A 12,726-nucleotide genomic window follows, 5' to 3' on the forward strand; every position below is an offset into this window, starting at 1 on the left:
TGCCGCCTTGCTCCCGGCATAAATCCCCGAATTTCAGCCACCTATCAGTAGGCAATGTCCACAATCTCTGAGCTGCAGGAGCTGCTCTCGCAACCCCGGCAGGTTTTTATTACCACGCACCACAAGCCCGATGCCGATGCTCTCGGCTCGTCGTTAGGCTTGGCAGGTTACCTCCGCAAAAAAGGCCACACGGTAACCGTCGTGACGCCCTCCGACTATCCCGATTTCCTGGCCTGGATGCCCGGCAACAACGAGGTAGTCGTGTACGACTCGCGCCAGAATGATGCGCAGGTGCAGGAAATCATTGGAACGGCCGAAGTGCTGTTCTGCCTGGATTTCTCTTGCCTGAACCGCATCAACGAGATGGGCGAGTACATCCGGCACGCGCCCGGCACCAAGGTGCTCATCGACCACCACCAGGAGCCCGAGCAGTTTGCCGACCTCGACTTCTCGAACTCTTCGGCGGCGGCCACGGCCGAGCTGGTGTTCGAGGTAATCCGTGACTTGGGTGACCAGGACCTGATTGATGCGGGTATTGGCGAGTGTCTGTACGCAGGCATCATGACCGATACCGGCTCGTTCCGGCACCCGAGCACCTCGCGCAACGTGCACCTGATCATTGCCGAACTGCTCAACGCAGGCATCAACCTCTCCGACGTGCACCGCCGGATCTATGACTCGCATTCGGAAATGCGCCTGCGGTTCCTGGGCTTCGTGCTCAAGGATAAGCTGCGGGTGCTGCGCGAGTACAACACAGCCTACATTGCCATCACGCAGCAGGAGCTGAAAGAGTACGACTCGAAAACCGGTGACACCGAAGGCCTCGTAAATTTTGCGCTCAGCATCGAGGGCATTGTGTTTGCGGCCGTGCTTATCGACCGGGGTCAGGCCGTCAAGATTTCGTTCCGCTCGGTTGGCGACTTCTCGGTGAGCAGCTTCTCGCGCGACCATTTCCAGGGCGGCGGCCACCACAATGCATCTGGTGGCATCAGCTACACGTCCCTGGACAGCACCGTGCAACGTTTCCTCGACTTATTGCCTCAATACCAGAGCCAACTGGTGACGGCCCCGCTGGCAGTTGCGCCCCCTACGGTGTAACTTGCCCGAAATTTTAATTTCCACCACCTTTTCTGCTTCATGCATTTGCATCGCAACATTCTGAGTCTGGCCCTGGCGGCCGGCATCCTGGGCCTGGCTTCCTGCAACAAAGGCGGCGACTTCGCGAAAACTAAGTCGGGCATCGAATACAAAGTCTTCAAAGGCGAAGGCAAAACCTACTCGCCCCGTGAGGTAAGCGCTGAAGGCGATGCTACTTACAAAGACCGGATTGGCAAGATTCTGGCGCTGGACGTGGAATACCGCACCGCCAAAGATTCTATCCTCTTCAACTCCAGCAAGCAGCAAATGGGCGTTCCGATGCGCATTGAGTTGCAGGATGTGAAAGTGAAAGGTGGCCTGGAAGAAGCCATTGCCATGCTCCAGCCCGGCGACTCGGCTGTGTTCCGCTTTAACGTGGATACCATCTTCGCTAAGTCGTTCAAGCAGCCGGTGCCGCCGTTCATGAAGAAAGCCGGTAACACCATGACCATGCTGGTGAAAGCCCAGAAGGTGCAGACCCGCGACGAAGCCACGGCCGACCAGCAGAAAGCCGTAGCTGAGCAGCAGCAGAAAGCCATTGTGCACGCCGCCGAGCAAAGCAAGAAAGACGACGCTATTCTGCAGGAATACATCAAGAAAAACAACCTGAACGCTCAGCGCGACTCGTCGGGCGTGTACTACATGGTGACTTCGCCTGGCACCGGCCCCAAGCCGAAAGTAGGCCAGACGGTATCGGTTAAGTACACCGGCAAGCTGCTTGACGGCAAAGTATTCGACTCGTCGGAAAAGGCCCCGAACAACGGCAAGCCGATTGACTTTGCCATTGGCGTTGGTCAGGTAATTCCGGGTTGGGACAAAGCCATTCCGTTGCTCAACAAAGGCAGCAAAGCCGTGCTGCTGATTCCTTCGCCGATGGCCTACGGGCAGCGCGGCGCGGGCACCGACATTCCTGCTGATGCGCCGCTGCGCTTCGAAGTGGAGTTGGTAGACGTGAAGTAAAAACTATACCGCGCCGGACTTCCGGCGCGGTTTTTACCTTTTGCCGCTTACCCCTATGACACACTTATTCAAACGCTCTTTGCTGCTCCGCTTAGCGGCGGTATTGCTTACGCTGACGGCACCTGCCTTATCGGGCTGCAAAGACGACAACAGTACCGAGGACGCCGCCAACCGCGTGAACGAATACAAGGTGATTGATGATGGCCTGATCCAGGCTTACCTGACCCGGCACAATATCACGGCGGGTACCGGTGTCAACCAATACCGGCGGCTAAATGGAACTTCCAACAACGGCATCTATCTGGTGCGGTTGGCAGAAAACCCCAGCACCGATACCACCACTATTATTAGCGGCAATACCACCGAAATAAAATACGTTGGTCGCCTTCTGCGCGAATCCAACGAATCCACCATCTTCGACAACTCCACCGAGAATAATCGGCCCTGTGGCTGCATTCCGGTAACTGTAGGCGCTGGCCAGGTTATCAAAGGCTGGGACGAAGGTCTGTTGTTTATGAAGAAAGGCGACCGGTACGAGTTGCTGATTCCTTCTTATCTGGCTTACGGTCCTGGTGGTACTCCTAGCGGAACCCTCCGTGACGAGCCGTTGCGTTTTGATATGACCGTTTTGAATGTACGCTAAGCATGCTCTGCGACGGGCCCTGCGCACCGGCTGGTGGTTAGGCCTGCTACAACTGCTATTCCTGTCGGCGGTGGCACGGGCCCAAACGGGCTCGGCTGCCGCCGATTCGCTTTCCGGGTCGGCCAGCACGCTCACCACGGCAAGTGGCATACAGTACATGGTGCTTACTGCTGGCACTGGCGCCCGGCCCCTGCCACGAAGCCGGGTGACGGTAGCCTACCGTGGCTACCTAGCCACCGGGCAGCTCTTCGACAGCTCGCCGGCCAACCGCCCGCTCCGGTTTCGGGTGGGGCAGGGCGAGGTCATTACGGGCTGGGACGAGCTGCTGCCACTGCTGGCCGTAGGTACGCGCGTGAAAGCCTGGATTCCGGCGCGGCTGGCGTACGGCTCCCGCGGCGTAAAAGGCCCGGATGACAACTACATCATTCCGCCGAATACCGACCTGGTTTTCATGCTGGAGCTACTGTCCGCCCGCTAAGCGGCTCTACTTTCGCTACGATTTCACCTTTTTCCCGCTATGATTTCTTTATCCAGCCTCTCCAAGGCTTTCGCTACATTCCTGACTGGACTTGCCCTGCTAAGCCAGACCGCGCAGGCTCAAACTAAGAAAGCTCCTGTACCAGTTCGTAAGCCCGCTACCTCTACCAAAGCCCCCGTTAAAAAGCCGGTTGCCAGCAAAACGCCCATTAAAAGCACGGTGCCACAAGGGTTCGGGCGCACCAAATCGGGCATTGAGTACCGCATTTTCCGGCGAAGCAACGGCCGCTACACGCTCCGCACCGACGTAAATCCGGCTGGTGACCCGACGTATTCCACCCGTATTGGCAAGACGCTAGCAGCGCATATGCAGTACCGGACCGCTAAGGATTCGGTGTTGTTCAGCACACGCAAGCAGCTAGGTATGCCGGCGCAGATACCGTTGGCGGCTCTCCAGGAGCGGGGCGGTATTGAAGAGGCCGTAACATTGCTACAAGCCGGCGACTCAGCTGTGTTCCGCTTCAATCTCGACTCCATTTTCGCCAAATCGTTTCGGCAGCCGGTGCCACCGTTCATGAAAAAGGCCGGCAACACGCTCACGATGCTGGTGAAGGTGCAAAAGCTGATGACGCCTGCCGAGGCACAAGCCGAGCAGCAGAAGATGATGGAGCTAGCGCAGAAGAAAGCCGACGCCGACGCAGCAGAGTTCATTGCCAAAGACGATGCTTTGATTCAGGAATACCTAAAGAAAAACAACCTGACCGGCGTAAAAACTCCCGGTGGCACCTACTACGTTGTCACGAAGGCGGGTACTGGCCCTAAACCTCAGGCAGGCCAAACCGTTTCGGTTCTCTACACGGGTATGCTGCTCAACGGCAAGTTGTTCGATTCGTCGGAGAAGAACGGCGGCCAGCCCATCACCTTCCCGCTGGGCCGCGGCCAAGTAATCAGGGGCTGGGACCAGGGCCTGCTAGAACTAGCTCAAGGTACCAAGGCTATCCTACTGATACCGTCTCCGCTGGCCTATGGCTCACGTGGTGCCGGGGCCGACATTCCCGCCAATGCCATCCTCCGCTTCGATGTAGAGTTGGTGGACGTGAAATAGAGATAGGTAAAGGGGAGTTCTTTGTTCTGATTAATCCACTTACGGGTTTAGAACGAAGAACTCCCCTTTTCTCTTATTCTGCCAGTATTTCCGAGAGAATAGCCAAGGAGCGTACTTCACCGAGGCGTTCCACATGCAACTGGTAATAGCGAATTATCACGTTCAATAGTTCGCGCCGCACCCGTCCATTGGGAATGGTAACGTGCGCAGGGTCTCGGAGCAGTTCGTCGATGTACTGTTCAAATTCTTGAAGGCGCAGCACTGTGGGGCCGCCGCCCTGACTAGTGGGCACAGTGGCCGCAAAGGTTACTTGGGTAGTTAACTCTTCACCCGTTTCCACCCCAAACCCCAGATACGTAGCCAGCCGGAGCAGGAAGGCCAGCGCGAAATTTTCGTAGCCGCTGGTCTGCTGGTCGAATGCTAGCAGGCTGTCGTGCAGAAACTGAAAAAGTGCCTCGTTTTCCTCTTCTTCCTGTAGCGAGTGGCTCAGGATTTCAGACAATACCAGCGCCACGCTGCTCTTCTGCACATCATACGGAATGCTGCGGTAGAGCTCAGCGCACCGAAACTCGGAGAGGCGCGTGAGGCCGCCGTTTTTCGAGGTATACGCCACTAGTTCCAGCAGCGTGAGAGGCTGAAACAAGGCAATCCGGCCCGGTGGCTTGGCTTTGCGCACCCCGTTCACCACATAGCTCTGCACTCCCAGCCGCTCAGTATACACCCGCGCAATAATGCTGGTTTCGCGGTATTTAATGTAGCTCAGAACAACCCCGCGGGTTTTGATTAGCATGGATTTGAATTGTTGAATTGCTAAAGGGTTGGTTGTTCTCTGGAATTGTTGAACAACCAACCCTTTAGCAATTCAACAATTCAACTATGCCGCCTATTTCTCTACTACGGCAATCTTGCTGACGCAGCCGTTCTTGCCGTCCGCATCCGACGATAGCACCAGATACACCCCCGACTGCACTTTGCGGCCGTTGTAGTCGGCCAGGTTCCAGATGAGGCCGCCGCCGGTAGCCGTAGTTTGGTATACCAGCTTGCCCGTTACGTCGGTGATTTTGACGATGCCGTTGTTGGCCAGACCAGTTATGCCTACCTGCCCGTTAAAATTGGTTCGCACCGGATTCGGCGACACCTTAAAACAGTCTTTCGGTGTGCCTTCGGTTACGGTAGCAGCCCCCCGGTAAGAAACTACACCCGCCGAAGTAGCCACGAATACCTCCCCTGTTTTATCGTTCACGGCTAAGTCAATAATGCTGTTGGACGGCAGCGGGCTGTTGTCGGTGGTGAAGTGCAGCAAGCCCTCGTCGGCGTTTTCACTGAACAACCACAGGCCCCGGTCCGTCCCGAACCATTTGCGGTTGGCTCCGTCAACGGCCACGGCCCGCACTACATCCTCACCTAGGGCGAAGTAGTTTGCACCTTCACCACGCCGTACCACGGGCTTAGTGAAAGTTGGATTGCTGCCTTGCACAAACACTGCACCAGGGTCGTCCAGATAAGCTATGCCTTTGCTGGTACCCACCCAAATAGCTCCCTTCCGATCTTTCGCTAAGGCATAAATGCTGTTGGAAGGCAGGCCATTGCTCTCGGTGAAGTAAACCGGCGCAGCCTTCGACACATCATCATAGGCAAAAAGGCCGATGCTGGCCGCTGGGGCTGGTTTACGGAACTGTGATACCCATACAGCACCAAAGTCATCTAAAACCAGCCGGTTAAGATTATCAAGAACAGGGTAAGGAATGGTGCGCCAGGTATCGGTGCTTGGGGTCAGCACGTGCAGGCTAGTACCTGGCCGGTTGGTATGCCGTGTGGAAACCCATACGTCACCATTGGGTGCAGCTGCTACGTCCATAACCCTGGTAAATTGGGGGTTATCGGCATACTCGCTTATCAGCGGCACTCCAGGCATACCAGCAATGTATTGTTTGAACTCGCCGGGCCCGTTCCAGCGTAACAGACCGTCGCCGTAGCTACACACGTACAGCGTACCATCGGCGGTGCGTGTGCCCCGAATTAGGTCTTCCATATCGGGTAGCTGCGCGGTGGTAGGCAGGTTCTCTCGGGTGTAGTTGGTCCAGCGACCGTCTTTGTACTCGTAAAAGCCTTTCTTATTACCTCGCTCGTTGGAAGCCTCTTCATAACCGCCAGTGAATACATTCACGGTATTCGTACGGGCGTCGGCTAGCAGCCCAAACGCTGTGGCTTCCTGGGGTGCGTTGGCCACAAAGGCTTCAAAATTGCGGCGGTCAGTGGTTCGCAACAGCCCGCGCTGCCCATCGGCAATGTAGAAATTATTGTCTTGGTCGCGCAGTGCGGCTTGCGGATTGGGCGCGTTGGCGGCGGTAGTAAGCGGAGCTAGCGTGCTGCCCGTATTGGCCAGAATAGATACCGTTCGAGTATTACCAGTAACACTAGTAATCAATAGTCCTTCAGAAGAAGACGTCAAATTCAGGTAGAAATCGGCATAGACGGCAAATATTGGTTGCCAGACTGCCCCTGATACGTAGCGCTGCACATTGCTAAAGCTACGGCCTGCATACGCCTGCCCGTTGTGGGTAGCAAGGGTCCGATAAGTACCCCCCACAACAGCTGGGTCTAGAACCCAGCTACGGTAGTTGGCTTGGTCGGCGGTGAGGGGTGCCCGCAGAATGCCTTTGTCGGTAGCCAAAAACAGAAAGCCGCTGGCCACGGTAGTTGCGTAGGCGGTAATCTGCGCCCCCAGCGGCCCGATGTTGGAAAAGGTGTCGCGCACTTCCAGCTTGGTCATATCCAGCACCACCAAGCCAAAGTCGCAGGACAGATAAGCCAGCCGGCCGTTGAACGCTATATGGTTGATGGTTTTCGAGCCCGTCAGCTGCTTGCGCTTGATATCATTGATATTACGAATTCGGGTGCCATCGGTGCTCAACAGGTCGAGGTTGCCATCCCGATACGCCACCAATACCTGGTCGGTGGTAGCATCATAGGCGACCGTGCTTACGCTCACCCCATTAAGTCCGTCGCGGCGGGAAAGCAGCGTGGTGGTGGTAGTTTCCTTATCGAAGTAAAAGAAAGCATCTTCCGCCGCTACATAAATGCGCTTCCCGGTATCGGCCATTACCCGGGCACGGCTGTTGGGCAAGTGTAGTTGCCAGTCGCCGAAGCCAGCGGTACTCTGCGCCTGCGTGGCTACGGGAGCCAGCACCAGCAAACTCAGCAGAAATACAACGGTAAGGCGTAACGTGGGTAGCAAACAAATCATATAGCGCAGGATAAGGAATACAGAAAGTCAACAGAAACCATTCAACGCCGAATAGTAGGAATTAGTGCTTGCTTCGCTCGGTGGCTTCTAGGGCTGCTTTTTCCTGCATGCCGGCCAGAAAACAGGGCCGACAGCGCGCTTCATACGCGTCGGTTTCGCCGAGCAGAATCTTATCTTCGGAAGCCGCCATCCGGAACGAGTACGACGCAATTTCGCCGCAGCACACGCACACGGCATGCACTTTGGTTACGAATTCGGCCACGGCCATGAGGGCAGGCATGGGCCCAAATGGCTGGCCTTGAAAATCCATATCGAGGCCGGCTACGATGACGCGGGTGCCGCGGTTGGCCAACTGCACGCACACATCAACTAGGCTCTCATCGAAAAACTGCGCTTCATCAATCCCCACTACATCGGAGCCAGCCGCCAGCAGCAGCATTTCCTGGGCCAGGGCTACCGGCGTCGAGCGGATGCTGTTGGCATTGTGCGACACCACATCCTCGACGTGGTAGCGGGTATCAAGAGCCGGCTTGAATATTTCCACCCGTTGCCGGGCAATTTTGGCGCGTTTGAGCCGGCGAATCAGCTCCTCGGTTTTTCCCGAGAACATCGAGCCGCACACCACTTCAATCCAGCCCCGGCGGGGTACGTCGCGGCCATGGCCGCCGCGGGGTTCTATGAACACGTGAGTGAAAAGTAACTGAGTGACGGAGTGACTGAGTAAGTTGTTTGGGCACGCTTTTTAGCTCACCCAAGCCTCAGCTTTGACAGCCCAAATTACAACTTTACCTCCGGAAGCTGCTACGGTTTTGTTGGCAAACCTCATCCGCACTGCCTTATCAATCAGACCCTCAGTTGTTCAGCTATTACTTAGTGTATTGCACGTGTGGCAGCTTAGTGGCTTCTGGCACGCGGCCAGTTACAGTGCCTTCGGGCAGGCGAGCCTGGCAGGTAAGGCGCTCATTGGCTTGGAGGCGGCCAGCGGCTTGGTAGCGCAATTCGGCCGCAGTAAGCGGCGTTAGAGCATCGGCGCCGCTTACCACTATCAGGCGGCAGGTGGTGCACCGGCCTTTGGCCCCGCAGGCGTGCATCCAGTCGTGGGCGGCGGCTTGCAGGGCAGCCAGTAGGGTGCTGCCGGCGGGTACGGGCACGGTAGCAGGCAGGTTTTGCACGGTGAGCGTAGGCATTTTCCTTAACTTTCAGGCCCGAATATGGCTTTCCGATGAACGACAAAGATAGCACGACCCTCCGTGAACAATACGGCCGCAAGTTGGCCGCCCTCCTCTGCGACCAGCATTTTGGAGCTCGCCCCACGGCCACCCTCGATGGGCCGGCCGTGCTCCGCTTTACGCCTATCCGGCAAGTAAACCTGTTTGTGGTGCAGCAGCTGCTGGCCCAATGGACCCAGGAAATGGCGCGGCTGCGCAGCCCATATTTTGATTTTGAGGCCGAAGATGTACGGACGGCCCTCACACAGTTTATGAACGTATTGTCGCGCCGCATCAAGCTGAGCCGCAGTGCCTTCGAGCCGCTACTGTCTCGCGCCGTTGCCGACACGCTGGCCGCAGCTCAAGACCCAGTAGGCACCTTGGAGGCGAAGCTGGTGAATGGCCAGTCCACCGCCACTAGCGCCCAGCTGCGTGACGCCCTGCGCTACCTCGATATCAACAAGCCACTGTACCAAGGCTTTCTGGACACACTGCCAACAGATGCGGCTCCGCTGGAGCGTAATACGTTGGTTCAGCAGTTCCAACAGCATCTAGCCGCCAACGCGGCACTACAACAGCCGCTGAACAATTTGATAACCGAGTTCAATGCGCTGCTGCCGCTACAAGAAACCGACTTGCAGCCCACTGGTATAGCAGCGCCTACGCCCACCGAGCCAGCTCAGGTCCAGGCAGCGCCAATGCCCGTTGCGGCGCCCGCTCAAACGCCACTCCCCCCTACTCCGGCGCCCCCTAAACCCGTTGCTCCAGCTGAGTCTGCACCGGAAGTGAAACCCGCTGCCGTTGCTTCCGAGAAGTTGAACGCCGATGCAGTAGTGCCGCTGTACCAGAAGCTGAAAGCCAGCCAGCCGGGCGGCCAGACATTAAGCGAAACCCTGCGCCCCGAGCGGCCAGTAGGCACGCTAGCAGAGCAGGCCCCCAAAGTGGAAACCTTGCGCGAGGCTATTTCCATCAATCAGCGCTTCAGCTTCATAAACGAGCTATTTGAGGGCGAAAACATGGTATACCACGCGGCCATCCAGCACCTTGACACCTTGTCCGATGCCGAATCGGCGAAGCGCTACGTGAGTGAGCAGTTAGCCAGCAAGCACGACTGGTCGCGCAAGGAAGAGCATGTCAATAAGCTTCTCAAGCTGATTGACCGGAAGTTTGCGTGATTTGATGGCTGATTATTGAATTGCTGATTGTTAGCGCTAATGTCTGCGGATAGATTTCATTCAACGGCGGGCAGCAACGCAACCAGCAGCCATCGGCCAATGGCTACAACTCGTAAAGCACGGTGGCGCGAATGGGTGTTGGTGTACCTGCTAGCGCTGGGTGTGCTGGCGGGCCCAGCCTACACTATGTATGTGCACTACGATTTCTCCCATTCTCTCGATACCCGTAGCTACCTACGCATGGCACGGGGCGAGTTTAAGGGCGTGAGCGTGACGCGCCGCTACCGGGTGCTGGTGCCCGCCGCCGCTGGCGCGCTGGCTTGGCCTTTGGAGCAGGTGTATGCCCGCATTTGGCCCCAGCGCGCCGCTACCGACTGGCCGCTTCGGCTGGCATTTTACATACTAAACACCCTGCTAATGGCCGGCACGGGGCTAATACTCTACGAAACCTGCCGCCTGTTTGGCGCGGCGCCAGCAGCCGCAGCTTTGGCGGTAGTAGCCGTTCTGTGCAGCCGCTGGGCCGTGTATATCACCGGCTTACCGCTGGTAGATAGTTTGTACATGTTGATTTTTGCGCTGGCTTTTTACGCAACTCGTAGCGGCTCGAAGGGGGCGTTGGTAGCGGTATTGGTGCTGGGGTTTTTGGCCAAGGAGTCGTTTGTGTTTCTGGTGCCGTGGCTGCTGCTGTTTGGCCGCCGGGCGCTAGGCTGGCCGGCGCAGCTGGCTTGGCTGGCGGTGGGTACCGCACTGGCGTTTGCAGTCCGGCACTGGATTGACAGCCGCATTGGGGCGCCGCCTACCGAGAGCGTACAGAACGCGCTGAACCACTTTGAAAACGTAACCTACTCGTTGCGCCGTCTACTTTCGGTCAAGGGAATCGGCGAGATATTCAGCGTCTTTGGTTTTTTCTGGCTGTTGCTACCCTTAGGACTTCGCGGCGGCGCGGCACAACGGGCGCAATGGCTCATTCCGCTGGGGTGGTCGGGCGTGCTCTTTACTGGTGTGGTGCTGGCGCACATGTTTCTTTCCGGCGACCTGGGCCGCATGGGCTATTTAGCGGCCCCAGTTTTTGCGGTGGTGTTTGCCCTGATTCTCACCCAACAGCTCAATCCCCAGAAACACCCAGCCACCAACAGCCAGCAGGCTGCTCACTGAATTTCAGTGAGGTAAACGGGCCCAAAAGAGGTGGCAAACGAATCGAGGCGGGCGAGGTGGTAACCGGCCAGTAACGGCAGCTGCGCTTCGTCGCCGCCCTGGGTGAGGCGGGCCCGGTCGAGGAGGTGGGGGCCGCCCAGAACGTTGGTATAAACGCGTTGCCCAGCCGCGCGCCGTGCGGCCAGCCACGCCCGAAACTGTGCTGGCGACTGACCTGGCCGCCGGACTAGCAAGGCTGGGGGGGGCAGGATATTGGGTGGTCCAACTGGTTGTCCCGTGCGGTAGTGTAGTTGGTTGAGCACCAGATTTGGGTCGGAAAGCAGCCACCACGCGGCCGGCTCCCGTTCGATGCGGGCCAGTAACGGGGCAGTATTGGTGAAGCGGAGCCCGTGAGCCGGCAGCAACCCAAACGTCAGGTTCCAGACCAGCAACAACGCCCCTACCCACGGCAACACCGCCCGTAGCGACGGCTGCCCAATCAGCAACAAAGCCAGCAAGGCTGGCAGCATCACCATAAACTCAGCATTGCCCTCGGCCCATACCGCGCAACTTAGTTGTAACACCAGCACCAGCCAGTGCGTCCGCTGGAAAGGGCGCTGCGTTGCTGGCTGCTTTGCTGCTTCTGTAAGCGTAGCGTGGGTGAAGACTGCCTTTTGTCGCGCCTTCCACCCCCGGAACGCGGCGTACGCCATTATTCCCGCACTCAGCAACCCAACACCAATCAGTGCCGTCCAGCGTTGCAACAGCGCCCATGTGGAACCGTGCAACTGTCCAAAGGTGCGTACCAGATTAATGGTTGTAAGCAGCAGCGTATGGCCCGACGGTGCTGCACCCGCGTGACCGGCATATAAATCATGGAACACGAACCGCCAGAAGGCGGTGAAAGTGAAGGGCAGGTGCCAGGAGGGCAAAGCGGCAGCGTAAGCCACCGGCACTACCAGTGCCGGCAACATGTAAAGGCCCGCCTTGCGCCACCAAGCTTGTTTGCCACTAAGCACGATGCCTACTAGCAGTGCCAGCCACCAGCCCGCGTGAATTTGGTGGAATAAGGCCGCCCCAGCAGCCCAACTACCAGCCGCTAACCAACGTGCGTTGCCACCTTCTGTAACAGCTCGCCACCAACTGCGGCTCGCCAGCAACGACAGCAGCAGTGGCAGCATGTAGGTTTCGTTTTCGGTGGCGAAACGCAGCATCCCGAAACTACTGCCCACTACCACCAACCAACCTGCTACCGGCACAACAGGCCCACCTACGCGGCGCAGCAAATCGCGCAGTACCAGCAAGCAGCCGCCAAAGGCCAGCGCATTCATGGCTTTCAAAGCAGCCAGCGCATCAATTGTACTAGGCAGCAAGTTCCACCATACCCAACCGGCAGCATTGTAAAGCAAGTGGTGGGGCTGAAACAGCTCGTGTGCGTGCCGAACACAGGCCGCGTAATACCAAGCATCGGGGGTGGAATTACGAGTCGGCAGCAGCAGGCACAAACCCGTTAGGAGCCCCACTACCAGCCACTCCGCAAGCCGGACGCGGGCTATAGATTGAGTGGTACCGGCGGGAGCAACAAGCACAAGAAGACGAGGTTAAAGGCCGTGCGGTATATGCTCCTGCTTGGCCATAGG

The 12,726-nt window shown here is 57.5% G+C and carries 12 protein-coding genes; 7 read left to right on the top strand and 5 right to left on the bottom strand.

Annotation, left to right across the window (positions count from 1 at the left end):
• Window positions 1–54 precede the first annotated feature (54 nt).
• The 5 genes from G536_RS0114900 to G536_RS28095 are packed head-to-tail and all read left to right on the top strand — an operon-like array spanning window position 55 to window position 4,322.
• Window positions 55–1,098, top strand: coding sequence for a DHH family phosphoesterase (locus G536_RS0114900; RefSeq protein WP_022824407.1), 1,044 nt, complete (start codon window positions 55–57; stop codon window positions 1,096–1,098).
• Between the two features lie 39 nt (window positions 1,099–1,137).
• Window positions 1,138–2,097 (top strand): FKBP-type peptidyl-prolyl cis-trans isomerase, encoded by a 960-nt coding sequence (locus G536_RS28080; protein WP_033370333.1) that lies wholly within the window; start codon window positions 1,138–1,140, stop codon window positions 2,095–2,097.
• 55 nt (window positions 2,098–2,152) lie between these two features.
• Window positions 2,153–2,740, top strand: a complete 588-nt coding sequence (locus G536_RS30760) for an FKBP-type peptidyl-prolyl cis-trans isomerase (protein ID WP_051166962.1) — start codon at window positions 2,153–2,155, stop codon at window positions 2,738–2,740.
• Complete coding sequence (locus G536_RS28090) at window positions 2,730–3,218, top strand: FKBP-type peptidyl-prolyl cis-trans isomerase (protein ID WP_022824409.1); 489 nt, start codon at window positions 2,730–2,732, stop codon at window positions 3,216–3,218. The genes G536_RS30760 and G536_RS28090 overlap by 11 nt, the downstream gene beginning before the upstream one ends.
• 39 nt (window positions 3,219–3,257) lie before the next feature.
• The gene (locus G536_RS28095; RefSeq protein WP_022824410.1) at window positions 3,258–4,322 is read left to right on the top strand and encodes an FKBP-type peptidyl-prolyl cis-trans isomerase; all 1,065 of its coding nucleotides are present in this window, start codon (window positions 3,258–3,260) and stop codon (window positions 4,320–4,322) included.
• A 73-nt stretch (window positions 4,323–4,395) separates the two neighbouring features.
• Here the strand turns inward: G536_RS28095 and recO are convergent, their stop codons facing one another.
• The 4 genes from recO to G536_RS0114940 all read right to left on the bottom strand — a co-directional run bounded on the left by recO (window position 4,396) and on the right by G536_RS0114940 (window position 8,756).
• Entirely contained in the window at window positions 4,396–5,112 is a 717-nt protein-coding gene (gene recO, locus G536_RS0114925; protein ID WP_022824411.1) for a DNA repair protein RecO, read from the bottom strand.
• A gap of 93 nt (window positions 5,113–5,205) precedes the next feature.
• Window positions 5,206–7,569 carry a type IX secretion system anionic LPS delivery protein PorZ gene (gene porZ / locus G536_RS30765; protein WP_051166963.1) on the bottom strand — a complete coding sequence of 788 codons (2,364 nt, stop codon included), beginning with the start codon at window positions 7,567–7,569 and terminating at the stop codon, window positions 5,206–5,208.
• 61 nt (window positions 7,570–7,630) lie between these two features.
• Window positions 7,631–8,254, bottom strand: coding sequence for a thymidine kinase (locus G536_RS0114935; protein ID WP_022824413.1), 624 nt, complete (start codon window positions 8,252–8,254; stop codon window positions 7,631–7,633).
• 181 nt (window positions 8,255–8,435) lie between these two features.
• Window positions 8,436–8,756: a 2Fe-2S iron-sulfur cluster-binding protein gene (locus G536_RS0114940; protein ID WP_022824414.1), complete on the bottom strand. Its 321-nt coding sequence runs from the start codon at window positions 8,754–8,756 to the stop codon at window positions 8,436–8,438.
• 35 nt (window positions 8,757–8,791) lie between these two features.
• On the opposite strand from G536_RS0114940, the gene G536_RS0114945 reads away from it, so the two are divergent.
• Both G536_RS0114945 and G536_RS0114950 read left to right on the top strand, forming a co-directional pair.
• Complete coding sequence (locus G536_RS0114945) at window positions 8,792–9,952, top strand: hypothetical protein (RefSeq protein WP_022824415.1); 1,161 nt, start codon at window positions 8,792–8,794, stop codon at window positions 9,950–9,952.
• 99 nt (window positions 9,953–10,051) lie between these two features.
• Complete coding sequence (locus G536_RS0114950; protein ID WP_022824416.1) at window positions 10,052–11,107, top strand: hypothetical protein; 1,056 nt, start codon at window positions 10,052–10,054, stop codon at window positions 11,105–11,107.
• Here G536_RS0114950 and G536_RS0114955 read toward each other — a convergent pair.
• Window positions 11,101–12,675, bottom strand: a complete 1,575-nt coding sequence (locus G536_RS0114955) for a hypothetical protein (protein WP_157530645.1) — start codon at window positions 12,673–12,675, stop codon at window positions 11,101–11,103. The two genes, G536_RS0114950 and G536_RS0114955, sit on opposite strands and share 7 nt — an antisense overlap.
• Window positions 12,676–12,726: the final 51 nt, after the last annotated feature.

The sequence above is a fragment of the Hymenobacter norwichensis DSM 15439 genome, from assembly GCF_000420705.1.
Taxonomy (GTDB): Bacteria; Bacteroidota; Bacteroidia; order Cytophagales; family Hymenobacteraceae; genus Hymenobacter; species Hymenobacter norwichensis.